The following is a 23,974-nucleotide window of genomic DNA, read 5'->3' on the forward strand; positions in this document are numbered from 1 at the left end:
ACCTCCGCCCGCCCCACCCTGTGGCGCATGGCCCGAGTCCCCGGGAGTGGCTCACCTTGAACCGACACTGGAGGAGGACACCATGACCGAGCAGACGCCCGAGGCCCCGGGAGCCCCTTCCGAACGCAAGCTCCACAAGCTCAGCCCCTTCGAGCTGAAGGACGAGCTCCTCCAGGTCGCGGACGAGGCGGTGAAGACCCGAGAGGCCGTGATGCTCAACGCCGGCCGGGGCAATCCCAACTGGATTGCCACCACGCCGCGCGAGGCGTTCTTCCTCCTGGGCCAGTTCGCGCTCGCGGAGAGCCGGAGGGCCTGGGACGTCCCCGAGGTGGGGCTCGCGGGCATGCCCCGGTCCCCGGGCATCGCCAGACGCCTGCATGAGTTCCTGGACGCGAGCGATGACGAGCCCGCCGTGCAGCTGCTGCGCGGCGCGCTGAACTACGGGGAGCAGACGCTGGGCTTCAATCCGGACCGGTTCGTCTGGGAGCTCACGGACGCGGCCATTGGAGACAACTATCCGGTGCCGGACCGGATGCTCACGCACGCCGAGCGCATCGTGCAGGAGTACCTGACGCAGGAGCTGTTCGCGGGACGGCCACCTTCCGGTCGCTTCGACCTGTTCGCGGTGGAGGGCGGCACGGCCGCGATGACCTACGTCTTCCACTCCCTGATGGTGAACGGCCTGCTGCGCAAGGGAGACACCATCGCGCTGGGCGTGCCCATCTTCACGCCGTACCTGGAGATTCCGCGCCTGGAGGAGTTCAGCCTGCGCACGGTGGACATCCTTCAGAGCGCGACCTCGAAGGACGGCCACCACACCCGGCAGTACCCGGACGCGGAGCTGCGCAAGCTGGAGGACCCGCGCATCAAGGCGTTCTTCGTCGTCAACCCGTCCAACCCGGGCGCGGTGGCGATGCGGAAGGAGTCCGTCCACAAGCTGGTGGAGCTGGTGCGCAAGCGCCGGCCGGACCTGTTGATCATCACGGATGATGTCTACAGCACGTTCGTCAACGGCTTCCGTTCGCTGGCCGCGGACCTGCCGCGCAACACGCTGCTGGTGTACTCGTACTCCAAGCACTTCGGCTGCACGGGTTGGCGGTTGGGCGCGGTGGCGCTCCACGAGGACAACATCCTGGACGAGGCGCTGGCGAAACAGCCCTCGTCACAGCGCGCGCTGCTGGAGGCGCGGTATGGCGCCATCACGTTGCATCCGGGGCGGCTGAAGTTCATCGACCGGATGGTGGCGGACAGCCGGGCCGTGGCGTTGAACCACACAGCGGGCCTGTCGCTGCCGCAGCAGCTCCAGATGACGTTGTTCTCGCTGTTCGCGTTGTTGGACAAGGACGGTGTCTACAAGAAGTACTGCCAGCGCATCTGCCAGGACCGGCTCCAGGCCCTGTGCGAAGGCATGGGCATTCCGATGCATGAGGATCCGCTGCGCACGGCCTACTACCAGACGCTGGATTTGGAAGCCTGGTGCCGCGAGCAGATTGGCGAGGACTTCGTCCGCTTCATCGAGGACCACCACGACCCGCTGGAGATCGTCTTCACGCTGGCCCGGAGCTACGGAGTGGTGCTGCTCAACGGCAGCGGCTTCGACGGACCTCCCTGGTCGGCCCGTGTGTCATTGGCGAACCTGGAGGACGACGCGTATCCACGGATTGGCCGGGATCTCCGGGATGAAGTGCTCCGCGCCATCGATGCGTGGAAGAAGGCCCGCGGGGAATCGCCTCCAGACCTGCACTGAAACACGTCTCAATGGGATGAAACGGACCCTGGCCTCCATGCACGGAGGCCAGGGTCTTTTTCGATCCCGGGGGATCACGCGAGACCCTGTCCCCAAAGGCAGTACCACCTCCGAGGTACAGACACGGATCCTTGACCTCGCCAACCTGTCGGCTCGGACGGAGACGCTCAGTCGTCGAACTCTACAGGCCTGTAGCGAAAGTCCATACGGACCGTAGCCAACCTGAAAGCGGGCGTGCGCATGTCAGTGAGGTGTGGGGGATGAATTACCCATCAAGAGAAGAGGAGTGGGCGCTTCACGATCAGGTCTTGAGGCGGATGCCGGTCGCGAACACGAAGGTCTTCAAGCTCTTCATGCCGTTCATGCTGAAGACGCTTACCTCCGCCATGAGGTGCGACGCAGATGAGGCGCGCGACGGCGCCCTCAAGGCCGTCTTCGACTACCTCGACCAGCCGGAGAACTACGACCGCAACCAGTCGCTCCTGCGCAGCTTCCTGATGCTGGCGGCCAGGCGCAACGTGTTGGATTCCCAGCGTTCGACAGAGCGCCGGGTCCTCCGCGAACAAAAATTCGCGGACGTAATCGAACTCCGGGCAAGGCCTCCGAATGAAGAGATGGAGGCAGCCGTGGAAACCGCCCTGGCCCTGAAAAAACTTGAACGTCGAAACCTGACGCAGGGGGACTTGGGATTTCTCCGGCTCGTCCTCCAGGGAGAAAGCTCCACTTTGGAGCTGGCCCGCCCCCTGGGCAAGGAAGGGCTGCCCGCGTCCGAGCGCAAACGGGTGGTGAAGCAGAACCGCGACCGCCTCCTCAAGCAACTGAGGCGGCTCGGAAAGGAGGAGGACACCCATGACGAATCCTGAATGGCTGGAGGCCGCGGCTGAACGCGGTGCGCGTGTACCGGAAATGCTGGGCTCCGTGTTCGCATGGTACCGGGACCTGGAAGACCTCTCGGTCCAGGACTTCGCCCAGAAGCTGGGCTGCACGGTGGATACACTCCACTGGGTGTCCCTGTGCCGGAAGCCTGAAGGCACGGCGTTCTCCGAGCACGTGAACCAGATCGCCGAGCACTTCGGCATCGACTCCTTCGAGCTCTCCAAGATCCTGCGCGACATGGAGGCCACCGCCGCGCTCCTGGCGACGGAGAACAGCCCCCTGGAACCGGAGGCGCGGGCCGTGCTGATGGCGGCACTCGACCGCGAGAAGAAGTCATGAGGGAACGCTGGCTGCGAGATGCACTCCAGGCGGCTGGCCTTCCCGCCCCCAGCACCTTTCCTCGCGCCATCGTCGCGGACGCGCAGAAGGTGCTGCAGGTGAGCTTCGTCGCCTTGGATGAAGTCACCACCCACACCGTCCGGGCCTATCTTTCCCGGCGTGGCTTGAAGTCCATGCCGGAAGGCAACGATCGGGACATGCACGGATGCATCGTGGCCCTGCGTGGCACCGCCTTCCTTTTCTACTCGCGCAAGGACCCGCTCGAGGACCAGCGTTTCACGGCCGCGCATGAACTGGCGCACTTCGTCCTCGACCACCTGGTTCCGCGACAGAAGGCACTGCGTTTCTTCGGCGACAGCATCCTTCCGGTCCTCGATCTCCAAGAGAAGCCCACGAAGGAGCAGCTCCTGACCTCCGCCCTGGACGGCGTTCCCATGCAGGCACAGGTCCACCTGATGGAGCGGGACGACCTGGGCGACATTCCCACCGGGGACGTCTTGCGCGTTGAACAACGCGCGGACCGGCTTGCTTTTGAATGGCTTGCGCCTGAAGTCGCCGCGATGCGGTGCATGAAGCAAGGCCCACACGAGGAGCGGGCTGCGCGGCTCCAGCGCTCGTTTGGCCTGCCTCTCCGGAAGGCTGAAATCTACGCACGGGTGCTGGCTCAACGAGAGGGGGCGCCGCGCTTCACGCTGTCCTCGGTGCTGGGTGAAAGGAACCCGGGTTAGCCATGGCGGATCCGCTCGACGACAGCGAACTCGCGGGGGACGGGGACTTCCTCGCGTCCTTCGGCGAAACCCTTCTGCAGACGCTCGACCTGGGGCGATGGGCACACGGGCTGGACCTGGAAGACATCATGCGCATCTTCCGGGATCAGATAGGCGGCGCCATGCGCAAGGAGGACGTGCTTCGCGCCGATGTGCGCAGGGAACTGCTGCCGCTCCTGAAGACCGGCCCTCACGCACCCAAGGGCGCTGGCGTCTATCACGCGACTGAGGCGCAGCTGCGGGCAGTCCACGATGGATACCTGTTCCGCGGCAACGTCGAGGCGGTCAACGGGCGCGCGGTGTCACACGACACGCTGGCCCTGGGCATCACGCAGTTGGGCATCGCGGCAGTTGGTTACGGCGGTTCGTCAGGAACCTTCTCCCAGCGGTTGTTTCGCAAGGAGGTCACGTTCCAGATGGACGACCCGTTCAAACAAGCGCGTGAGTACATCGAGCAGCGGGAGGTTCGCTCGCGCAAGGGCCCCCGAAACAAGGACAGCCTTTCGCGTCTCGCGACCCGCGGCATTCGCACCTACGCGGAGCGGGCCATCCTGGCCGAGCGACTCCAGGCGGAATGGCGCATCGGAATGGGCAATCCGTTGGCATATGAGCTCGTCACCGGATCCGGATACAGGACGCTCCTGGACGCGTCCCTCGAGATGCTCGCGAACCTCGTCGACCGGCAGCAGAAGTTCGTCTTCGTCACGGACAAGCTGGAGCACCGGGGGTTCCTCACGCTGGGGCACTCGCTCGACACGGGCGAGTACGCCATCCTCGAGACGCTGGAGTCCTACGGCCAGGAGATCCTCGACGGCTGGCGCTATGACGACGAGGGGCTCGTGAAAGCGACCCGCTTCGTCCAGCGGTACTGCCCTCAGATCGTGATGGGGCTGTACCGCGCGTCGAACAACTCCCCACCTCGCCTCTTCTACGCCCACCAGGAGCATGTCCACTTCGCGGTACGCGTCGCCATGGCGGACAGCATCCTGAGGCCGGAGCAAGGATACCCCATGCTCCTGGATGTCGCAGCCATGACCTGTCACAGCGTCTTCGGTGAAGACGGCTTTCATGGTCTCGTCCAGGACGCCTACGCCCAGGCCGATCCCAGCCTCCAGTATCTCAATGTCCGCAAGATGCGCCGGTAGTCCCACCGAGGGGGAACACATCCATGTCTGACAATGGCCGAGGCCCTGGAAACGCGGGCGGATATTCGCAGCACAACGGCAATTCCATCCGCAATGGGCAGGCGCCGCATCCTCTGAACGGCAACATCCGGCCGGCAGGCAACGGTGTGCCGCCCCCGGCTTCCATGGGGACACGCCCGGGGCCCGCGTCCGGCGCACCGCCCCAGGGACGTCCCGTGCAGGCGCCTCCGGCCGCGCCTCCCCCGGCGAACCGGCCTCGGCCCGTGAGGAACAACATCGTCCAAGAGACGCCTCCTGAGGTCATCCATGCGCTGGCCGCTGCCCAGAAGGAAGCGCAAGAGGCGGTGAAGGCCGACCCGGAGCTGGCGCTCGCGGTGGGCTTCACCCACTTCGACACCTCCTCCAGCCACGACAACCTCATCACGGTTCTGTCGACGAAGGAGGACGTGCCCCGGCTGGCATCCCAGACGCTGGTGCGGGTGAAATCCCGAGAGGACGGCCGTTCCTATCTGGGGGTCGTCGTGAGCGGTCCCTTCGCGGAACCCAACGCCGTGCCCGCGAACTCGTCCATGGCCATTGGAGTGGTCACGCATGGCAAGAAGCTGACCTATACGTTCGACTATCACGGTCGCGCCGAGGTGGAACTGCTGGGCGAGGAGGTCCAGGGGACCCTTCACCCGCCCCGCTTCCGGCCCCGCCCTCAGAGCCCTGTCTTCATCCTGGATGAGAAGGAGAGCGCGCGCGTGCTGGGCGTCGGAGGGGACCTGAGCCTGAGCCTCGGCCTGGTGGTGGGATATGAGGGAATGGAGGCTCGCCTCAACCCGCGCGATAAATCGGTCCTGCCCCGGCACACGGGCATCATCGGGACGACGGGTGGCGGCAAGTCCACCACGGTCGCCACACTCATCCACCGAGCCCAGAACGCGGGCATCGCGACCGTCGTCTTCGACGTGGAGGGTGAGTACACCCATATCCATCAGCCCACGAACCACGAGGCGATGCTGGAGGCGCTCCGGCGCCGTCGGCATCAAGCGGAGGGCGTGAAAGACCTCCACATCCATCACCTGGACGGGCGCAAGACACGCAATCCCAGGCATCGGGCCTTGCATCGGTTCTCCCTGAACTTCTCCAGCTTGTCGCCCTATGCGCTCGCGGAGATCCTGGAGTTGTCGGAGGCGCAGCACGAACGGTTCATCAAGGCCTACGACGTCACCAAGCTCCTGCTGCAGGACTTCAGGATCTTCCCCTCAGACCCCAGGGACCCGGAGCAGCAGCGGCAGGTAATGGACGTGGATGAGCTGACCACCGGCTATCCACGCATGACCATTCAGCACGTGCTGGACGTGGTGAATGCGTACATCTACAGCCTCAGCGACGAAGGCCGAGCGGAGGGGCGTGCCACGGGCACCCGGGCGCCTTCTCGCCGGCGCGCCGCCGTACAGGAGGGCCTGAATCTGGGCGAGGAGCCGGAGGAGGCACCGCCCCCAACACCTTCGGGTCCACAGTTCTACAGCGAGTTTCGGAACAACCCGGGAATGGTGATGCAGCGCGTGTACGCCGCGAGCAGCCGCACGGAGATCAGCTGGAAAGCCCTGGCCAGCAAGCTCTACCGGCTGAAGCGGCTCAACATCTTCGACCGGGGCACGTCCGCAGGCGTGAAGTACGACTCGATGCTCAGCCCCGGGCGGGTATCCGTCATCGACCTGTCGGACACGGACTCCCCGCAGCTCAACAACCTGGTCATCGCGGACATCCTGCGCGGCATCCAGGAGCGGCAGGAGGAGGCCTACGAAAAGGCCGACCGCGAGGGTGGCGAAGTCACGCCGGTGCTCATCATCATCGAGGAGGCCCACGAGTTCCTGTCCGCCAGCCGCATCTCGCAGATGCCCGTGTTGTTCGAGCAGGTTTCGCGCATCGCGAAGCGGGGCCGCAAGCGGTGGCTGGGGCTCGTCTTCGTCACACAGTTGCCCCAACACCTGCCCAACGAGGTGCTGGCCTTGCTCAACAACTTCATCATCCACAAGATCACCGACGGTGCGGTCATCAACCGGATGCAAAAGTCAGTGGGCAGCATCGACGAAAGCCTGTGGAGCCGTGTGTCGCGGCTCGCCCCAGGCCAGGCGCTGATGTCGTTCAGTCACTTCACCCGGCCCCTGATGGTGGCCGTGGACCCCGCGCCCGTGAAGCGGCTGCTCGTCGACTGAGCCAATGACACGCAAAGGCGTCGTCCTCGCTCACACGGCGGGGACGACGCCTCCAGCAGCACCCAGACGTGGGCGTCCGCTACTCCCAGCGGATGCGCTTGCGAGTGCCGTGGTTGGCGCAAGCGCCCGCGGCCCACGTGCCGCAGTTGCCGCAGACCTGCGCGGACTTGAAGAGCGAGTCATCGCAACAACGGACCGCACATATCGCGACGTCCGCGATACAGGGCTGGACATACTCGAGCGCGCAGAACTGGGCGGTCACCGTTCCAGAGGAGTTCTCCTCCTGGTCCTGCCAGTTGTACCCCGCCATCTCCTCCGCCACCTGAGCCGGCGTCGGCGCGTTGCCGCTGGGAGCTTCGGGGGACTCCACCGGGCCTCCACAAGCGCTGACCAGGAACATCGTCACTGCCAACAACGCACCGCGAGCAAAGACACGGGCCATTTCAGGCCTCCAGTTCGTGTACCGCGTTGGGGGGCTTCAGATGTTGCGCTCGCAGGAATGGCCACTCTTTCCGACTGGTGAAGTCTCTCCACTTTCCCAATGGGTGGATTGGGATTGAAACCGAACGAACGACAGCCCTGGTGAGGGAGGATTTGTTCGTTGTCTGGCAGTCACGGCGCGGCCACACCCTGGGTCCGTCAATCCTTGCCCCATCTCGCGCAATGCTCACGTCACTCAAAGGCCAGGAATCCCAGGAGGCAGGAGCGATATAGAGCCAGCTTCATGCTCGGCTCCGCGCTCCTCGCCTCCGTCATCGTTGCCCAGGCTCCCGTGTCTCCGGCTTCACGTGCCGCGGAGACGCTGGGCCTGGGCCCTGTGCTCGACTCCGTCGTCCATCAAGGCGTGACCTACGTCGCGCTCGGCCGTGGCGGCATCGCCGTGCTCAAGCTGGACGGCGCCGCGCCGCAACTCGTCCGTCGAATCGAAGAAGGCCGACGCTTCGTGCGGCTCGTCGTCGTGGGCCAGTCGCTCCTCGCCATCGAGCAGCGCGAGGAGGCCCATGCGTTCTCGCTCGCCACGCCGGAACAGCCCCAGCCGGATTCGTTGGCCTCCGCGTTGGGTGCGGCGCGCGACCTCACCGTCGTCACCCAGACGCCGCCTCCGCCCCAGGCTCCGCCGCCCACGGCCACCCCCTCCTCCGCGCGGCTCACCGTCACCGCAGTGAAGGATGGCGACGTGACGCTCTCCGGGGGTGCCCTGGCCGGCCTGGGCGAAGGCACCCGCGTCCGCGTGCGCACGCAGGACTCCCGCGAGGTGGTGCTGAAGGTCATTGAATCGCGCGAGGACACCGCCATCGCCCGCTTGGGCCGCGGTGAGAACGTGCGCGTGGGTGACACCGCGGTCGTCACCGACGCCCCCGCCACCGCGCGCCTCTTCTTCCCCGAGCCCGGGGTGCCTCGGCTGCGCTACGGCTTCCATGCCCGGCCCTTCCTCGCGCTGGACGCGAAGACGCGCGAGGGGAAGTCCGCTCGCGCGGGCGGCCTGCTCCTGGATGCGTTCATCGCGTGGCGGCCCGGGGACCTGCCCCTGGTGTTGAGCGCGCAGTTGGATCCCGTCGGCTTCGGCCTGGGCACCGGCCTGCGCCACTCGCCGGGCTCCGCGTACGTGGCCGCGGCCTACTCCACCGACTTCCTGGAGGTCGGCATCGGCGCGGGCGCGCTGTTCGGACAGAAGGCGTGCACCCCCCAGTTCGACTACGACCCCAACACCTACGAGCCCATCAACCCCAGGACCTTCTGCGACTCCAACGCGGGAGTGTCCTTCCAGCAGGTGCTGCGGCTGGGCGCGCTCGACGGGTTCCACATCGCGTGGAACTCCGCCATCCTCTCGCGCGATAACCAATTCCGCTTCGGCTCCGGACGCGGCGAGGTCCAGGTGCCCCTCACGCCCAGCCTCTCCCTCTTCGGTGCGGGCGGAGGCTCGGCCAGCGGATGGAACTTCGGCGAGCTGGGCGTGCGCAGCTTCCTCAAGGGCACCGGCGGCGCCGGCACCACCGTGGTCTCCGCCAGCCTGGGCATCGTGTCGCTCTCCGACGGCACCGGCGAGGCCCTCACCGGCCCCTCCATCGCCATCGGCATCGAGCGCCGGCCCTGAGCGTCAGTGGCCGGACGCCATCGACGCGGCGAACTCCTCCGGCACCATCTCACCGGAAATGGGGAAGTTCTTCGGCGCTCGCTTCCACGCCTTCCCGCCCGCCGGGCGGACAGGCCCCCGAGGGAGCTGCCCCAGGCCAATGAGCGTCAGCGACAGCAGGCCCAGCCCCACGGCGCCCGTGGCCAGCTCGTCCACGAGGCCCACCCGGCGAAGGCCGCCCACCCCCAGGAGCGGCAGCGCGGCGACGGGCGTGGCCACCCACGCCAACCACGTGCGCCAGTTCGCGCGAGCGTGTTGCCTCAGTGCGTCGATTGAAGCCATCGGGGCATCCTTCCGGACAGGGGGGTTGTCCAGGAGGATGGGGATGGACCGGGGTCCAGTGAAAGGCCCCCTTGTCGCGCTCGCCTGCTTCCTCACGGGCGGGGCTGGAGTGCTCGCATGACGCCCTCACGCATCCTGCGCTTTCCCTCCGACCGCTCCGTGGGCTGGCTCCGGGCCCGAGGGCCCCAGTGGCCCGACATGCCGCATGGAATCCTGCTCGGAGACGCGAGGGGAGACGTCCCCGTGCCGGACGATTGCGCGCCCAGGCTCCTCGTGGAGTCCACCGCGGCGCGCGACCTCTCCTTCCTGTCGCGGCTCCAACCCGGCGACCTGGACGCGCTGGAACTCACGCAGACGCAGGTGACGGATGAGCAACTCCGCCACGTCCCCCACCTGAGCGGCCTGCGGAGGCTGAGCCTCTCCGACACGGACGTGACGGACCGGGCGCTCATGCACCTGCGTCCGTTGGTCTCGCTTCAATGGCTCGCGCTGTGGTGGTGCCGCGGCATCACCGACGCGGCCGTGCCCGACCTCCTGGCCCTGCGAGGCCTGGAGTTCCTGTCGCTGGGACGCACTGGAATCACCGACGCCGGAGTCCTCCAGCTCGCGGCGCTTCCCGCGCTGCGCACGCTGACGCTGGAGGACAGCCGCGTCACCCGGGAAGCCGTGGCCGAGCTCCAACGCCAGCGTCCCGGCCTGCGCATCGAGCACAGCGAGGACCGCATCGCATAGCGACCGCGCGCCCCGCTTCAGGCCTTGCGGCGGGTAAAGCCTTCCGCGCGCAGCTTCTTCATCAGCCGGTCCGCGGCGGACTTCGCCTGCCACTCATGCGCGAAGCGCTTGGAGGACGGGCGCCCTTGAGTCCCCAGGTCACCCTTGCGGACGTTGAGCACGTTGCGAGCGACCCGCACCCCCTGGAAGCGGCCCTAATCGTTCGCGTAGAGCACCTCGCCCTTTCCGCCCGCGGGCTTCTTCGGCGCCACCAGGGGCTTCGCGTCCTTGAAGCTCACATCCACCCAGGCCGCGCGGCGCACGCGCACCTGGGGCTTCGTGCCGAAGTGGAACGTGACGTGCCAGCGGGCCTGGGCCTCCGACTCGAAGAGGGCCTCCCCCATCGAGCGGTACCCGGACTCGGGTGTGCGCGGCAGGAAGGGCTCCACCGTGCGGAGGAACGCGAGGTACTCCTTCTCCTGCCGCGCATAGCCGAGCAACCGCGTCGACTCCGGCAGCGCCAGTTGGAGCTCGCCCGCCTTCGTGGGCCCCTTCAGGAGGACCGCGTCGAGGAAGACATTCCTCCCCTGGAACGCCGCGCACTGCTTCCAGAACTCCGCGGACACGCGCACGTTGCGTGCGCTCTCAAGCCTTGTTGAATCACCCATGGTGCGGGACGGTAGCAAGCACGGCCCGCTGGGGACACGGCCGCGTTCAGCCGCTCAGCGCCCGCACGCGCGCCGCGAGGTTCTGCGTGAAGAGCCGGTAGATGTGCAGCGAGGCCGCGTCGTGCGTGGCCAGGAAGTGCTGGAAGCTCTCGCGGGTGATGCGCAGCGCGCGCACGGCCGTCTTCGCGCGCACGTTCGCGGACACGGGGCCGTCCTGCACGAGCGAAATCTCCCCCAGGAAAGAGCCCGGCCCCAGCGTGTTGAGGTGCCGCGCGTTGGCCTCATTGCCGGAGTAGACGTCCACGGTGCCCTCCAGCAGCACGAGCAGGCCCGTGCCGGGAGCGCCCTTCTCCAGCAGCACCGTGCCCGGCGTGGTCGCCACGGGCCGCGCCAGCCGGTACAGGTCCTTCATGTCCTCCAGCGGCAGCTCGCCGAAGATGGGAATGGCCTTGAGGAAGCGGTAGCCGCTGGCCTCCGGCACGGTCGCGCCCGCGGCCAGCCGCGCGAGGAGCGCCTCCGCCTCCACGTCCAGGCCCATGCGCCGCAGGAGCCGCGCCTTCTCCGTCACCAGCACGGGATCCGCGCGCAGGTGCTCGGCGCTGCTCAGCGCGTCCGCCAGCACCGCGAGCGCGCGGTGCGTGAAGCCGCCGGCATCCAGCACCTTGCACGTGCGCAGCACGGCTTCGACGTAGCGAGGATCCTCCGCGAGCACGCCGCCCAGGGCCTCGGCCTCCGCGTGAGCCTGTCCCAGTTCCTGGTAGAGGTCCGCGGCCTCGAAGGGGCGGCCCAGGCGGACCAGGCAGTGCGCCATGGACTCGCGGGCGCCCAGGCCCCGGTAGACCTCCAGCGCGCGCTCCAGCGCCCCGCCCCGCTCGAAGGCCGCCGCGGCGCGCTCCACCTCGCCCGCGCGCAGGTACGCCTCCGCGGCCGCCACGTGCTGACCGCCCTGGGCGTACAGGTCCGCCACGGAAACGTCGTCGCCGCTGCCGTCCAGGAGCCGTGCCGCGCCCGTGAAGTCCCGCGCCCGGCGCAGCACGTCCACCAGCCAGTGGCGCTCCTTCACCGACCCCTGCGCGGCCTCCTTGCGAAGCCGCTCGCGCTGCGCCGCGCCCAGCTCCTCGTAGAGCTGTGCCGCGCGTTCCGGCTCGCCTTGCGCCGCCAGGGACTGCACCACCTGGAGCGTGCTGCCCCGCAACGAACCGCCCCGACTGCTGCCCGCAGTATCGCCTGCCATGTCACACGTCCCTTCCCAGGCCCGCACCGTTGAGGCGGCGCGCCCGGTTCCGCCAGCGCCTGACAAACCAGGAACCCGGGCGTAAAGCCAGTCTCGACCGGCCCCCCGTGGCCCTGGAGACACCGGGTCCGGTAGGGTCCTGTCATGGTTGTTCCCGTCCTGGCCGGGGTGGCTCCGGAGCGTCTCCCCGGGCCCTCGCGCCCGCGCTCCTGGTACCTGGTGGCTCCATCCGCGGCCCTGCGGCCCGGCCACGCGATGGGCGTTCAGGTAGGTGGCCAGGAGGTGGTGGTGTTCCGGAGCCAGCAGGGCCGGGTCCACGCCCTGTCCGCACATTGTCCCCACCTGGGGGCACACCTGAAGCACGGCACCGTCCAGGGTGAGCTGCTGCGCTGTCCGCTGCATCATTGGAGCTTCGACGGATTGGGCCACTGCCGAGCCGTGCCAGGCCGGAGCGACGTGTCCGCCCTGCCGGGGCCTCGGGCGTGGCCGGTGGAGGAGCGCTTCGGCGGGGTGCTCGTGTTCAACGGCCCGGAGGCGCTGTTTCCCCCACCCGACCTGGGAGGTGAGGAGCACGTCTGGAACGTAGGACCTCCGGTGACGGTGGGCTGTCCGTGGCTGCCGCTCGCGGCGAACTCATTCGACCTGGACCACCTGCGCACGGTGCACCACCGGGAGCTGTGGGACACGCCGACCTGGGAGACGCCGGACCGGTACACCCTGCGGCTGCGCTACACGTCGCGCGTCATCGGCACGGGCGCGAGTGACCGGCTGATGAAGGCGCTGTCGGGCAACCGCATCCGGGTGGAGCTCACGCTGCACGGCGGGACGTTGATCTCCGTGAAGAGCGACCTGGGCCGGGCGAGGGGGCTGCTGCTCGCGAGCCTGACGCCGGTGGCGGAGGGGACGTCGGTGCGGCTCGCCGTCGCGGCCAGGCGGGGGCGGATTCCGGGCGCGGCGGCGATGGTGCTCGGGGTGTCGCGCTGGCTGTACACGTCATTCCTGCGGCGCGACATGTCCGTATTGGACGGCATGCGCTTCAACGTCGCGACGGCGACGGCAGACCCGGTGATGCGCCAGTTGCTCGACTTCGCTGTGGGCCTGCCCGAGGACGGGGACGATGCGCGCTGATGACGCTCCGCCGATCCCCGCCGCGCTCAATGCGGTGCTGCTCGTCGCGGCGATGGGCGCGGGGGCGCTGTGCCTGTGGACGGCGTCGCACGCGCAAGGGCTCTGGGTGCGGCTGGTGGCGGCCGGCGTGTTCTCCTACGTGAACAACACGGTGTTCTCGCTGTTGCATGAAGCGACGCACGGGGTGCTGCATCCCTCTCGGCGGATCAACGACATGCTGGGCCGGCTGGCGGCGACGTTCTTCCCCACGTCGTTCACGTTGCAGCGTGCCTTCCACCTCACGCATCACCGGTACAACCGCTCGGCGCGCGAGCAGTTCGACTACCTGCACCCGGGCGACCACCGCTTCCTCAAGTATGCGCAGTGGTACGTCATCCTGACCGGCTTCTACTGGCTGTTCGTACCGCTGGGAGCGCTGGTGTTCGCGCTCGCGCCGAGCCTGCTGCAAAGGCTGCGAGGGCCGGGAACGCGATACGGGGAACAGACAGGCGCGGACGCGTACCTGGGGCGGCTGGAGGATGCACCGGGGACAGCCATCCGAGCGGAGGTGTTGGGGATGGTGGCGGTGCAGGCCGGGCTGGCGTACGCGCTGGACCTGACGCTCGTGGGGTGGGCCCTTTGCTACGCGGCGTTCGCGGTGAACTGGAGCTCGCTCCAGTACGCGGACCACGCGTGGTCGCCGCTGGACGTGCGCGAAGGCGCATGGGACCTGAAGGTCGCGGCGCCAGTGCGTTGGGTGTTCCTCAACTACCACTACCACCGGGCGCACCACCGGTACCCGCAGGTGCCCTGGCTCTACCTGGGCCGCTACGTGGACGAGAGCGGGCCCCGGCCGTCCTTCCTGGGCATCTGGCTGTCCATGTGGCGCGGGCCCCGGCCGTTCCCGGAGCAGCCGAAATGAGCGCGTCCGCTGAGAAGGAAGCGCACACGGAGGCTCCACTCTTTGGCTGGCCAGCGCGGGATGAACTGAAGCGCACAGGCGCGATGACGTGCGGCTTCGCGCTGTTCTTCCTCGCGGTGTACGGCGGCGCGAGCTGGGTGACAGGCTTCTATTCCGGCGGTCTGCGCGTGGACCTGCCCTTCGAGCAGCACATCCCGTTCATGCCTGGCTGGGCCGCCGTCTACGTCAGCATGGACGTGCTGTTGCTCCTGTCCCTGTTCATCTTCCGGACATGGAGACAGATGCTCCCCTTCGCGATGGCGTTGTGCGCGGAGACGGTGCTGGGAGCACTCTGCTTCCTCGTCCTGCCGGTGGAGGTCGCGTGGCCGCCGCGTGCCGTCACCGGAGTCTGGGCATCCATCTTCCAGACCGCGGACACGATGAACCTGGAGCGAAACTACCTGCCCTCGCTCCACGTCGCCTTCGCCTGCACGGCGGCCCTGGCCTACCGCGAGCGTTCAGGGCCGGTGGCGAGCACCCTCTTCGCGCTGTGGGCCCTGGCCATCGCGGCGTCCACGCTGCTCATCCACGAGCACCACCTGGTGGACGTGGTCGCGGGAGCACTGCTCGCCTGGGGCACGTCGCGTGTCGTGGCGCCCCGGGTCCGGAAGGAAGCATTCCTCGAAGCGGTGCGGGTGGAAGCCCTCTGCGCGAGGGAGATGTATCGCTTCGCGCGCAGGCATCCGCGTTACGGGCTCATCGCGCTCGCGCTGTATCAGCAGTCGCTGGGACGCTGGCGCAAGGCGCGACGGGCACGGGCGGGGTTCTGCTTCCTCCAACTGGTGGATGACGTGCTGGATGGAGACCGCCCCGTCGGAGGCGAACCGCTGGACGCCATCGACGCGCTCCTGCGCACGCTGGAGACCGGAGCGCCAGGCCCCGCCACGGAGTTCTACGACACCGCGGTATCACTGGGCCGGGTATTGCTCACGGAGCTGACCGACCCGGCGGCCCGCGAGCAGGTGCTCGAACTGGTCCGCACCATGCGCCGGGACCGGGAGCGGGTGCGCGATGGGCACTGGTGGGACGCGGCGATGCTCCGGACGCAACTCGGCAACACCTTCCGGCTGTCCGTGAGCCTGATGCTGCACGTCGCGGACGCGCAGGTGCGAGCAGATGAAGCCCCTTCCCTGCTCGCGGCGTTGGGATGGTGCTCGGTGATGCGCGACCTGAGAGAGGACCTGGTTCAGGGACTCTTCAACGTGCCCGCGGACGTCGCCACGGAGGTGCGCGCCCAGGGACATGATCCCCAGGACTTCGAATCACTGCTCAGGGCGGAAGCCGGACGGGCCTGGGTGCGCGATGAGTACCAGCGAGCCCGCGCGCTGCTGGACCGCTCCGCGAAGGAACTGGCCCATCTGGAAGGCAGGCAAGGCGTCGCACTGCTGCGCCTCTTCCACAGGTCGGTGGAAAGCTTCTGGGTGCGGAAGCTGCCGCGTCGCATGCCCTTCCTGCGCGAGGCGCCGGTGCTCGAAATCTCCTGAGTCCTTCACGCGTGGTCGGCCTCCATCCGCGTGGAGTGAGTCCACTGAGCACGACGCGGTGCATGCGTTGACGCGAAGCAGGCGGAGGCATCTGCTGGACGCATGTCCGACTCCGCCCCTTCCGTTTCCAGCGCCCGTCCGGTGGATGCCTCCGAGCGGCTGCCGCTCCTGGACGTGCTGCGCGGTTTCGCGTTGTGGGGCGTCTTCGTGTCGAACAGTTTCGCCTGGTTCAGCGGCCGGGTCCTGATGCCGCGAGAGCAGGCCCAGGCACTGGCGGCACCGCCCTTCGAGGCGACCGTCACGGCGCTCTACCACTTCTTCGTGAACCAGAAGTTCGTCACGCTGTTCGCCTTCCTCTTCGGGCTGGGGTTCTCCATCCAGTTGACACGGGCCGAGTCCCGCGGAGCCTCCGTCGTCCCGGTGTATTCACGGCGCCTGTTGGTGCTGCTGGGCATCGGAGCCGTGCATCTCACGACGCTCTGGGCGGGAGACGTGCTCTCCACCTACGCCCTGCTGGGCTTCGCGTTGCTCTTCTTCCGGAACCGTTCGGACCGGACGCTGCTGGCGTGGGTGGGCCTGTCGGTGGTGGTGGTGCCGTTGTTGGTGCCGGCGCTCCTGCACTTCGGCCCCATCCTGATGCACGGAGCGCAGGCGGCGGCCGGCGCCGCGAAGGCCACGGAAGCCATGGAGGCCCAGACGCGGGAGCAGCTGCTGCTGGGACTCAAGAGCGACTCGCTCTGGACGACGCAGGCCGCGAACGCGCACTTCCTCCAGTACATGCTGCCCACGCTGAAGCGGCTGCTGTGGATGATCTTCATCCTGGGCCGGTTCCTGCTGGGGCTGCTCGCGGGCCGGCACCTGTTGCTCCAGGACGTGGAGCGACACCGCGCCTGGCACCGGAAGATGCTGGGCTGGGGACTGGTGCTGGGCGTGCTGGGAAATGGCGCGGGAGTGGTGGTCCAGCACCTGCGGCTCGCGGGGTTGTTGGACCCGTCGAAAGCCCACTGGATGTTCACCCTGTCCGCGATCCAGGAGATGGGCTACCTGGGCCTCGCCGCGGCCTACGTGGCCGCCTTCGCCCTGCTCTTCCAGAAGGAGCGCTGGCGCAGATGGCTGGGCATCCTGGCCCCGGTGGGGCGCATGGCGCTCAGCAACTATCTGATGCAGACGGTGGTGAGCCTCTGGCTGTATGACGGCTGGGGGTTGGGGCTCATTGGCAGGGTGCCGCCATCACATTGCGTGGCACTGACCCTGCTGGTGTTCGCGCTCCAGATTCCACTCAGCCACGCCTGGCTGTCGCGCTTCCGCTTCGGTCCGGCCGAGTGGCTGTGGCGCTCGCTCACCTACGGCCAGCGCCAGCCCATGCGGCTCGCGCTCAAGCCCTCGCCGTCCGGCGTCCCCGGCGTCCGATGAAGAAACCCGCGCCGAGCGCGGCGACCGCGACCAGTGCACCGAAGCCCATGGCGGCGTTCTTCACCTTCGTGAGCAGGGGGTTGTCGAACACGTTGGTGGAGTAGTGGAACGCGGCGATGAGCCACTGGTCGCCCTCCTTCACCAGGGTACAGGTCCACCGTCCGTTGACGACGAGGTCCGTGCCGTCGTTCAGGATGTAGTGGTCCAGCGAAGAGCCATACGCGACGCCCGAGTTGCCATAAAGGCGAGTGAGCGCATCCACGTCGAACTTCGCGGTGACCTTCTTCACGACGCTGTTCGGGCCGCCCAGCATCTCCGCGTAGTACGCGCGGATGGCGTCCTTCCCCACGCGAACATCGTTGTTCATGGTGGAGAACACGACGTCTGGGTGCAGGTGCGACAGCAACCGGTCCAGGTCCTGCTTGTTGAGCGCGTCCTCCATGTCCTGCTTGATGCCGCGCAGCGCCTGATGCGTCGCTTCATCGCCAGAAGCCACCGCCGCCGGAGCCACGGCATCCTGAGCCCCCGACACAACGGGGACCGCGACGAACAGCAACGCCAGGAGACCTACGAGCCGGGTGCGCACCATCGAAGCTCCATGAAGAAAGAGGACGGCGAGCATCCTAAGCAGGTCGCCCGAGGTTCGTTAACAAACCCGTCGATTCAATGGCCCCGTGATGACGCGTGCCGCACGAAGCGCGGCGGTGGATCGCGACGGCGTGCATGCGCGGAAGCCAGGATGGGGCCACGGAGGGAGGCCCCCACCCGGGGCCGGTTGCCTCAAAACCTGTCCGACAGTCGGCTAGGCCGCCGCCGCATGGGCCCCAGACCGCACCAGGCCAGAAGGCGAACGAAGTCGCGCCCGCGCAGTCGCCAATGTGGACCGCCGACAGAGGCGCCCGCCCGGGCCCGGTTGCCTCAAAACCTGTCCGACTGTCGGACAGGTTTTCAGTCCATGCGGCCCGGGGGCGCGCTGGCCCGGCAATCAACTCGGAGGGTGGGCCCGCACGTCCATGTCAGACCCCTGTGGTTGGATGGCGATGCTGGGACGAGGAAGGGGATGGGGATGGAACGGCGAGGACTCGTGGCCTATGTGGAGGCTCAAATCGAGCGCGATATCGCGCTGGGGCGGCTGCACCCGAGCGGGCAATTCGGCTCCGAAGCGAAGCTGGCGCGCCGCTATGAGGTGTGTCGGGGCACCATCCGCGAGGCGCTACGGCGGCTGGCGGCGCGAGGCCTGGTGGTTCAGCGCCCCGGACGCAAGACGCGCGCGGTGGCGTTGGATGAGTCGCTGACGCTGGAGAACCTGGGGCTGGCGCTGCATGACGCGAGCAACCCGGATGCCCGGTGGCTTCTGGAGGGCTACTTCAGCCTCAAGCGGCAGGTGCTGTTGGAGCTTCTGGCCGACTGCTGCGCGAGGGCCTCGGACCTCGACCTGGACCGGCTGGGGAGCACGTGCTTCCAGCTCCAGGACGCGGCGCGCTGGGAGTCGGGGGAAGTCTGCGCGCAGGCGGAATTCGAATTGCTGCGGCATGCGGCGCGGGTGGCTGCGCGTCCGGGGCACGTGCTCCTCGTGCAGTCCCTGCAGCGGGCCTTCCTGGGAGGAGCCGCCCAACTGCTGCCGCTCATGGGTGGAGCGGCGCTGCGCGAGTGGGCCATCCGCGTGAGCGAAATCCTGCACGAGCGCGACGTGCAGGCCCTTCAGCATGAACTGCCAGCACTGCTGAAGGCTCGCGATGAGCGCGTGCTGAACGCATTCGCCCCTGCGCCCCAGGGCTCTGCGTCCCCCGAGGCCCCACGCGCGCAGGAGGACCTGCTCAACACCCCACTGTCAGCGACCGGCCAGGACGAGGCATTGGAGACACATCCCAGCGTCGAGGAAGGTGCCATCGATCGCCTTCCTCCAGCTGCCGCACAGGACGAGACACAGGAGGCCCAACCCTGCGGAGAGGACCAGGTCCGCGTGGAGGGGAGTTCTCCGGGAGGACGTGATGGACACCCTCCAATCCCTCCTTTGCCCCCGGATAACCCATAAGAGGTATGGCCAAGCGGGATCCAACCGATTGTAGTTCTGGACGTCGCCAGTCTGTTCTCACTGCTGGCGCGGCCTGGGCTCGACGGGTTGCAGGGGGATACCGTGGACGCGAATCAATTGCTGGAGCTGGTCAAGCGCTATCAGGACTCCAAGTCCTTCATCTCCAACGAAGAGACCGCCAAGCTGGCGCTGGTGGTCCCCTTCATCCGGCTGCTTGGCTATGACCCCGGCTTTCCTCGGGAGGTTCGCCTCGAATACGCAGCGGACTTCGTCCAGGGCGACGGCAAGAAGCTGCCGGACCGCATGGACTTCGCCATCTTCGACCAGACGGGACAGAAGCCCCTCATCGTCATTGAAACCAAGCCCCTGGGAACGGACCTCAAATCGCGCGCCCAGCAACTGGCCCGCTACCTCTCCCAGCTCCCGGAGCTCCACTTCGGCATCATCACGGATGGATGCCACTACCTGTTCTTCGGAGACCTGGAGAACCCCAACGTCATGGACCCGGAGCCCTTCTTCACGTTCTCACTGGAGGACACGAAGTCGGACTGGGCCAAGGTCGCGAAGTTCCTGTCCAAGTTCAGCCGCGAAGCCTTCAACGCCACGACGCTCATCAGCGACGCGGAGAACAGCCGCTACCGCCAGGGGATGATCGACAAGCTGTCCGCCGCCCTCAAATCGCCCGGCGAACACGAGGGCTTCCTCAAGTGGCTCACCGAGGACATCTACAAGGGGAAGCGGACGACCGCCGTGATGGAACGCCTCGCGGAGGTCGCGAAGGAGGCCATCGAGCCCACCCTCCTCCGCGTCATGGGCGACGACTTCCTCGACAAACTCAAGGAGCGCATCCAGCGCTTGAACGAAGGCACCGAGGCACCCGCCGCCAAGGACGGGGCCAACGTGGTGCAGGCGGACAGCGCGAAGCCTTTTGAGTCGGAACCCCGAGCCTCGGGTGACGACAAGACACGCGCCGCAGTGGAGACCACCGAGGAGGAACTGGCCTTCTTCGGCGTCGTCCGAGACATCTGCACCAAGAACGGCCACGCGGCGGAGGACGTCCTCTACCGGGACACCTCGAACTACTTCAACGTGTCCTTCAAGAAGCCCACGAAGTGGTTCGTGCGGTTCTTCGGCAATGGCAAACGCAAGTGCATCGCCACCTGGGTCCCCGTCGAGGAGGCGAAAGCGCTCGCCGCGGGGTTCGAGGTCGAAGCATCCCCCGCGGCGTTCGGTATCAGCCGGGTCTACATCCAGACGATTCCAGAGGTGTGGGCGCTCAAGGCCCTGGTCGCCCGGAGCCTGGAGCTGTCCCTCACCGTCAAGGAGGAGGCGCCCGCGGAGCCCACTCTCAAGGTCGTCGCCAGCCAGTAGCGGCCCGGCTGATTCACACCGCCGGCAGCGGCTTCACCGTGAGCGCCTTCGACGCGAGGAACTCCGGGTTGAACACCTTGGAGGCATAGCGGCTGCCGTGGTCGCACACGAACGTGACGATGCGCAGCCCCTGTCCCTGGTGCTTGCGCGCCACCTCCCATGCAGCCCTCACGTTGAGGGCCGCGGAGGTACCCACCACCAACGCGTCCTCGCGCGCCAGGTGGTAGAGCATCTCCAGCATGTCCTGGTCCTCCAGGCGCATTGCCTCATCCACGCGCGCCTGCCGGAAGTTCTCCGTCAGCCGCATGATGCCAATGCCTTCCGTGATGGAGCTCCCCGCCGTCTCCATCTTCCCCGTGCGCACCTGGCAGTAGAGCCCCGACCCCGGCGGATCCACCAACACCACTCGCAAGGCCGGGTTCTTCTCCTTCAGGTAGCGGCTCGTGCCAGACAGCGTGCCTCCGCTGCCCACGGACGCCACCAGCACGTCCACCTTTCCTTCCGCCTGCTCCCAGATCTCCGGCCCCGTCGTCTCGTAGTGGAAGTCGCCGTTCGCCGTGTTCTCGAACTGGTTCATCCACGCCCAGCCGTTCGCCTCCGCCAGCGCCCGCGCCTGGTGGAAGAAATGCGAGGGATTGGAGAACGGCACCGGCGGCACCCGCCGCACCTCCACGCCCATTGCCTCCAGGTACTCGTACTTCTCGCGCGCCTGGTTGTCCGGCATCGTCACCACCACGCGGTAGCCGCGCTCGCGCCCCAGCAATCCCAGGCCAATGCCTGTGTTGCCCGCGGTGCCTTCGACAATCGTGCCGCCGGGCTTGAGCTGCCCCGTGGCTTCCGCGCGTTGAATCATCCCCTTCGCGGCCCGGTCCTTGATGCTCCCGCCCGGGTTCATGAACTCCGCCTTGGCGACGATGTCACAGCCCGTCTGCCGGCTGAGCGAGCCAATGCGCAACAGCGGCGTGTTCCCCACCGCATCCCAGAGCGAACCCATTCGTGGCGCCATGTCCGTCCTCCCCCGCACTACAGTTTGCGCATCCGCACGCGGCGGACCTTGTGGTCGCTGCCCTTCACCAGGATGAGCCTCGCCCGTGAACGCGTGGGCGCGATGTTCTCCGCCAGGTTGGGCCCGTTGATCTCCGCCCACACCGACGCGGCCCGGGCAATCGCCTGGTCGCGCGTCAATTCAGAGAAGCGCCGGAAGAAGGACCGCTCGTCCCGGAACGCCGTCTCCCACAGGCGAAGGAAGCGCTCCACGTACCAGTGGCGGATGTCCGTCTCGCTCGCGTCCACGTAGATGGAGAAGTCGAAGAAGTCCGACAGGAACGTCTGCGGCAGCCGCCCGCCCTCCACCGGCCCCGTCTGCAGGACGTTGAGCCCCTCCAGGATGAGGATGTCCGGCTGCCGGATGGACTGCGCCTCCTCCGGCACGATGTCGTAGACGAGGTGCGAGTACACCGGCGCCGTCACCTCCTCGCGCCCCGCCTTCAGCTCCGCCAGGAAGCGCACCAGCGCGCGCCGGTCATAGCTCTCCGGAAAGCCCTTGCGGTTCATGACGCCCCGCTCGGCGAGCACCCGGTTCGGATAGAGGAACCCGTCCGTCGTCACCAGCGCCACGCGCGGATGGTCCGGCCAGCGCGCCAGCAGCGCCTGGAGGATGCGCGACGTCGTGCTCTTGCCCACCGCCACGCTGCCCGCGATGGCGATGATGAACGGCACCTTGCGCACCGAATAGCCCAGGAACGCCTGTTGCGCCGCCCACAGCGACTGCGCTGACGCCACCTGCAGGTGCAGCAGTCGCGACAGCGGCAGATAGACGTCCTCCACCTCCTGGATGTCCAGCCGGTCCCCCAGGCCCCGCAGCTTCTCCACCTCCTCCGCCGTCAACGTCAGCGGAGTGGAGGCCCGGAGCTCGCGCCACGCGTCGCGGTCCAGGTCGACGTACATCGATGCGGCGCGGGGCTTGGTCACGGACATGCCGCCAAGCATGAACCAAACCGCCCCGGATCCGGCAAGTGAAGGTGACAACAGGTCTTCCCTGCGATTCTTGACAGCAAGACTTTCCCGCCGCCAACGTGCCCGTCCGCATCCCGGTCGCGCCCGACGGACGCGGGGGCACTCCGCCCTCCTGGAGCCCGTCCCCCGAGGTCCACGCGTGTCCACTTTCTGCGCCCCCGCCCTCCTCGCCGCCACGGGCCTGCTGCTCGCCACCCCCCACGTTCACGCCCAGGCCGCCGAGCCTCCCAAGGCCGCCGAGCCTCCCAAGGCCGCCGAGCCTCCGGTCATCAACGTCTCCGAGGAAGGCTTCACGCTGTCGTCCGCGGACAAGGCCTTCGTGCTCAAGCTGCGCGGCCAGCTCCAGGGCGACGGGCGCTTCTACTTCGCGGACATCGACCGAACTGGCACCAACACATTCCTCATGCGGCGCGTGCGTCCCATCCTGGACGGGACGCTCTTCGGCTTCATCGACTTCCGCCTCATGCCGGACTTCGGCGTCAATCAGCCGATCATCCAGGACGCGTTCATCGACTTCCGTCCAGGGGAATGGGTCCGCCTGCGCGCGGGCCGGTTCAAGACGCCGTTCGGACTGGAGCTGCTCCAGTCCGACATGGACAACCCCTTCATTGAGCGCTCGCTCACGGTGGACCTGGTCCCCAACCGCGACGAGGGCCTGGAGTTGCACGGCGAGGGCGAAGGCGGCCGGTGGCAGTACTCGCTGGCGGTGGTGAATGGAGACCCCGACGGCGCCAGCACCGACACCAACCCCGACGACAGCTTCGACCTGGTCGCCCGCGTCTTCGCCCTGCCCTTCAAGGGCCGCGAGCCGTCCTTCCTCCAGGGACTGGGGCTGGGCATCGCGGTGACGCGCGGCCTCCAGTTCGGCACCGCCACCAACACCGGGCTCGCGCCGCTTCGCAGCACGGGCCAGGAGACCATCTTCAGCTATCTCAACAACGCGAACACCGGCGAGACGGTGACGGCGCACGGCCAGCACCTGCGGCTCGCGCCCCAGGGCTACTTCTACTGGGGGTCCTTCGGCCTCCTCGCGGAGTACGTGCGCTCGTCACAAGAGGTGCGAATCGCGGACGCACGCGCGCGGCTGCGCAACCACGCGTGGCAGACGTCGGTGTCGTGGGTGTTCGGAGGGAAGGCTTCCTTCGAAGGCGCCCGGCCCACGACGCCCTTCGACCCGAAGACGCTCAAGGGCGGCGCGCTGGAGGTGGCGGCGCGCTACCACGCCCTGGACATTGACGACGCCGCCTTCCCCCGCTTCGCCAACCCCGCGCAATCCGTGAGCGCGGCGAGCGGCTTCGGCGTCGCCACGACGTTCGCCTTCAACCGGCGCGTGCGCTTCGCCATGAACTTCCACCGCACGAACTACGAGGGCGGCGCTCCAGACGGCGCCGACCGCCCTCCCGAGAACGTCCTCATGTCCCGCTTCCAGCTCACGTTCTGAAAACCCGCCCGCGAGCCGTGAAACATTTGGTGACGCCGG

Annotated in this window: 22 protein-coding genes and 1 pseudogene; 15 read left to right on the top strand and 8 right to left on the bottom strand. The window is 67.7% G+C overall.

Annotation, left to right across the window (positions count from 1 at the left end; genetic code table 11):
• Nucleotides 1–82 precede the first annotated feature (82 nt).
• The 6 genes from D7Y04_RS28375 (at nt 83) to D7Y04_RS28400 (ending at nt 7,078) form a co-directional block, all read left to right on the top strand.
• Complete coding sequence (locus D7Y04_RS28375) at nt 83–1,747, top strand: bifunctional aspartate transaminase/aspartate 4-decarboxylase (protein ID WP_121761292.1); 1,665 nt, start codon at nt 83–85, stop codon at nt 1,745–1,747.
• A 260-nt stretch (nt 1,748–2,007) separates the two neighbouring features.
• A complete protein-coding gene (locus D7Y04_RS28380; RefSeq protein WP_147477205.1) occupies nt 2,008–2,610 on the top strand; it encodes a sigma-70 family RNA polymerase sigma factor in 603 nt (200 codons plus the stop codon).
• Nucleotides 2,597–2,962 (top strand): hypothetical protein, encoded by a 366-nt coding sequence (locus D7Y04_RS28385; protein ID WP_147477206.1) that lies wholly within the window; start codon nt 2,597–2,599, stop codon nt 2,960–2,962. Before D7Y04_RS28380 ends, D7Y04_RS28385 begins: the two co-directional genes overlap by 14 nt.
• Complete coding sequence (locus D7Y04_RS28390) at nt 2,959–3,690, top strand: ImmA/IrrE family metallo-endopeptidase (RefSeq protein WP_121761295.1); 732 nt, start codon at nt 2,959–2,961, stop codon at nt 3,688–3,690. Before D7Y04_RS28385 ends, D7Y04_RS28390 begins: the two co-directional genes overlap by 4 nt.
• Nucleotides 3,691–3,692: 2 nt before the next feature.
• Nucleotides 3,693–4,874, top strand: a complete 1,182-nt coding sequence (locus D7Y04_RS28395) for a hypothetical protein (protein WP_121761296.1) — start codon at nt 3,693–3,695, stop codon at nt 4,872–4,874.
• A gap of 23 nt (nt 4,875–4,897) precedes the next feature.
• Entirely contained in the window at nt 4,898–7,078 is a 2,181-nt protein-coding gene (locus tag D7Y04_RS28400; RefSeq protein ID WP_233601613.1) for an ATP-binding protein, read from the top strand.
• A gap of 79 nt (nt 7,079–7,157) precedes the next feature.
• Here D7Y04_RS28400 and D7Y04_RS28405 read toward each other — a convergent pair whose 3' ends face one another.
• Nucleotides 7,158–7,520 carry a hypothetical protein gene (locus D7Y04_RS28405; protein ID WP_121761297.1) on the bottom strand — a complete coding sequence of 121 codons (363 nt, stop codon included), beginning with the start codon at nt 7,518–7,520 and terminating at the stop codon, nt 7,158–7,160.
• A gap of 282 nt (nt 7,521–7,802) precedes the next feature.
• Between D7Y04_RS28405 and D7Y04_RS28410 the strand changes: the two genes are divergently transcribed.
• On the top strand, nt 7,803–9,173 hold the full coding sequence (locus D7Y04_RS28410) for a hypothetical protein (RefSeq protein ID WP_121761298.1): 1,371 nt from the start codon (nt 7,803–7,805) through the stop codon (nt 9,171–9,173).
• Between the two features lie 3 nt (nt 9,174–9,176).
• Here the strand turns inward: D7Y04_RS28410 and D7Y04_RS28415 are convergent, their stop codons facing one another.
• Nucleotides 9,177–9,494, bottom strand: coding sequence for a hypothetical protein (locus tag D7Y04_RS28415; RefSeq protein WP_147477207.1), 318 nt, complete (start codon nt 9,492–9,494; stop codon nt 9,177–9,179).
• Between the two features lie 117 nt (nt 9,495–9,611).
• Here D7Y04_RS28415 and D7Y04_RS28420 point away from each other — a divergent pair, with 117 nt between their 5' ends.
• Nucleotides 9,612–10,226, top strand: a complete 615-nt coding sequence (locus D7Y04_RS28420; RefSeq protein ID WP_120599597.1) for a hypothetical protein — start codon at nt 9,612–9,614, stop codon at nt 10,224–10,226.
• Between the two features lie 17 nt (nt 10,227–10,243).
• Here the strand turns inward: D7Y04_RS28420 and D7Y04_RS44595 are convergent, their stop codons facing one another.
• The 3 genes from D7Y04_RS44595 to D7Y04_RS28430 form a co-directional block, all read right to left on the bottom strand.
• Nucleotides 10,244–10,405, bottom strand: a complete 162-nt coding sequence (locus D7Y04_RS44595) for a hypothetical protein (protein WP_158627599.1) — start codon at nt 10,403–10,405, stop codon at nt 10,244–10,246.
• Nucleotides 10,406–10,420: 15 nt separating this feature from the next.
• Nucleotides 10,421–10,837 (bottom strand): hypothetical protein, encoded by a 417-nt coding sequence (locus D7Y04_RS28425; RefSeq protein WP_121761300.1) that lies wholly within the window; start codon nt 10,835–10,837, stop codon nt 10,421–10,423.
• Nucleotides 10,838–10,919: 82 nt separating this feature from the next.
• Complete coding sequence (locus D7Y04_RS28430; protein ID WP_120599595.1) at nt 10,920–12,107, bottom strand: cyclic nucleotide-binding domain-containing protein; 1,188 nt, start codon at nt 12,105–12,107, stop codon at nt 10,920–10,922.
• Nucleotides 12,108–12,251: 144 nt separating this feature from the next.
• On the opposite strand from D7Y04_RS28430, the gene D7Y04_RS28435 reads away from it, so the two are divergent.
• The 4 genes from D7Y04_RS28435 to D7Y04_RS28450 all read left to right on the top strand — a co-directional run bounded on the left by D7Y04_RS28435 (nt 12,252) and on the right by D7Y04_RS28450 (nt 17,072).
• Entirely contained in the window at nt 12,252–13,235 is a 984-nt protein-coding gene (locus D7Y04_RS28435; RefSeq protein WP_121761301.1) for a Rieske 2Fe-2S domain-containing protein, read from the top strand.
• Complete coding sequence (locus D7Y04_RS28440) at nt 13,225–14,136, top strand: fatty acid desaturase (RefSeq protein ID WP_121761302.1); 912 nt, start codon at nt 13,225–13,227, stop codon at nt 14,134–14,136. Before D7Y04_RS28435 ends, D7Y04_RS28440 begins: the two co-directional genes overlap by 11 nt.
• Entirely contained in the window at nt 14,133–15,659 is a 1,527-nt protein-coding gene (locus D7Y04_RS28445; RefSeq protein WP_121761303.1) for a phosphatase PAP2 family protein, read from the top strand. The genes D7Y04_RS28440 and D7Y04_RS28445 overlap by 4 nt, the downstream gene beginning before the upstream one ends.
• A 102-nt stretch (nt 15,660–15,761) precedes the next feature.
• Complete coding sequence (locus tag D7Y04_RS28450; protein ID WP_121761304.1) at nt 15,762–17,072, top strand: DUF418 domain-containing protein; 1,311 nt, start codon at nt 15,762–15,764, stop codon at nt 17,070–17,072.
• Here the strand turns inward: D7Y04_RS28450 and D7Y04_RS28455 are convergent.
• On the bottom strand, nt 17,035–17,661 hold the full coding sequence (locus D7Y04_RS28455) for an SgcJ/EcaC family oxidoreductase (RefSeq protein WP_121761305.1): 627 nt from the start codon (nt 17,659–17,661) through the stop codon (nt 17,035–17,037). The genes D7Y04_RS28450 and D7Y04_RS28455 overlap by 38 nt on opposite strands.
• Nucleotides 17,662–18,132: 471 nt before the next feature.
• Here D7Y04_RS28455 and D7Y04_RS28460 point away from each other — a divergent pair.
• Nucleotides 18,133–19,017 (top strand): annotated as a pseudogene (locus D7Y04_RS28460) (FadR/GntR family transcriptional regulator); the annotation flags it as partial.
• A gap of 192 nt (nt 19,018–19,209) precedes the next feature.
• A complete protein-coding gene (locus tag D7Y04_RS28465; protein ID WP_121761307.1) occupies nt 19,210–20,478 on the top strand; it encodes a type I restriction enzyme HsdR N-terminal domain-containing protein in 1,269 nt (422 codons plus the stop codon).
• Between the two features lie 13 nt (nt 20,479–20,491).
• Here D7Y04_RS28465 and D7Y04_RS28470 read toward each other — a convergent pair whose 3' ends face one another.
• Entirely contained in the window at nt 20,492–21,484 is a 993-nt protein-coding gene (locus D7Y04_RS28470; protein ID WP_121761308.1) for a cysteine synthase A, read from the bottom strand.
• 17 nt (nt 21,485–21,501) lie between these two features.
• The gene (gene coaA, locus D7Y04_RS28475; protein ID WP_120580466.1) at nt 21,502–22,455 is read right to left on the bottom strand and encodes a type I pantothenate kinase; all 954 of its coding nucleotides are present in this window, start codon (nt 22,453–22,455) and stop codon (nt 21,502–21,504) included.
• A 178-nt stretch (nt 22,456–22,633) separates the two neighbouring features.
• Between coaA and D7Y04_RS28480 the strand changes: the two genes are divergently transcribed.
• A complete protein-coding gene (locus D7Y04_RS28480; RefSeq protein WP_121761309.1) occupies nt 22,634–23,935 on the top strand; it encodes an OprO/OprP family phosphate-selective porin in 1,302 nt (433 codons plus the stop codon).
• Nucleotides 23,936–23,974 lie beyond the last annotated feature (39 nt).

Source organism: Corallococcus sp. AB038B (assembly GCF_003668955.1).
Classification (GTDB): Bacteria; Myxococcota; Myxococcia; order Myxococcales; family Myxococcaceae; genus Corallococcus; species Corallococcus exiguus.

Coding starts and splice junctions, on each gene's coding strand:
- D7Y04_RS28375 (WP_121761292.1), top strand. CDS start 83: ATGACCGAGCAGACGCCCGAGGCCCCGGGAGCCCCTTCCGAACGCAAG.
- D7Y04_RS28380 (WP_147477205.1), top strand. CDS start 2,008: ATGAATTACCCATCAAGAGAAGAGGAGTGGGCGCTTCACGATCAGGTC.
- D7Y04_RS28385 (WP_147477206.1), top strand. CDS start 2,597: ATGACGAATCCTGAATGGCTGGAGGCCGCGGCTGAACGCGGTGCGCGT.
- D7Y04_RS28390 (WP_121761295.1), top strand. CDS start 2,959: ATGAGGGAACGCTGGCTGCGAGATGCACTCCAGGCGGCTGGCCTTCCC.
- D7Y04_RS28395 (WP_121761296.1), top strand. CDS start 3,693: ATGGCGGATCCGCTCGACGACAGCGAACTCGCGGGGGACGGGGACTTC.
- D7Y04_RS28400 (WP_233601613.1), top strand. CDS start 4,898: ATGTCTGACAATGGCCGAGGCCCTGGAAACGCGGGCGGATATTCGCAG.
- D7Y04_RS28405 (WP_121761297.1), bottom strand. CDS start 7,520: ATGGCCCGTGTCTTTGCTCGCGGTGCGTTGTTGGCAGTGACGATGTTC.
- D7Y04_RS28410 (WP_121761298.1), top strand. CDS start 7,803: ATGCTCGGCTCCGCGCTCCTCGCCTCCGTCATCGTTGCCCAGGCTCCC.
- D7Y04_RS28415 (WP_147477207.1), bottom strand. CDS start 9,494: ATGGCTTCAATCGACGCACTGAGGCAACACGCTCGCGCGAACTGGCGC.
- D7Y04_RS28420 (WP_120599597.1), top strand. CDS start 9,612: ATGACGCCCTCACGCATCCTGCGCTTTCCCTCCGACCGCTCCGTGGGC.
- D7Y04_RS28430 (WP_120599595.1), bottom strand. CDS start 12,107: ATGGCAGGCGATACTGCGGGCAGCAGTCGGGGCGGTTCGTTGCGGGGC.
- D7Y04_RS28435 (WP_121761301.1), top strand. CDS start 12,252: ATGGTTGTTCCCGTCCTGGCCGGGGTGGCTCCGGAGCGTCTCCCCGGG.
- D7Y04_RS28440 (WP_121761302.1), top strand. CDS start 13,225: ATGCGCGCTGATGACGCTCCGCCGATCCCCGCCGCGCTCAATGCGGTG.
- D7Y04_RS28445 (WP_121761303.1), top strand. CDS start 14,133: ATGAGCGCGTCCGCTGAGAAGGAAGCGCACACGGAGGCTCCACTCTTT.
- D7Y04_RS28450 (WP_121761304.1), top strand. CDS start 15,762: ATGTCCGACTCCGCCCCTTCCGTTTCCAGCGCCCGTCCGGTGGATGCC.
- D7Y04_RS28455 (WP_121761305.1), bottom strand. CDS start 17,661: ATGGTGCGCACCCGGCTCGTAGGTCTCCTGGCGTTGCTGTTCGTCGCG.
- D7Y04_RS28470 (WP_121761308.1), bottom strand. CDS start 21,484: ATGGCGCCACGAATGGGTTCGCTCTGGGATGCGGTGGGGAACACGCCG.
- coaA (WP_120580466.1), bottom strand. CDS start 22,455: ATGTCCGTGACCAAGCCCCGCGCCGCATCGATGTACGTCGACCTGGAC.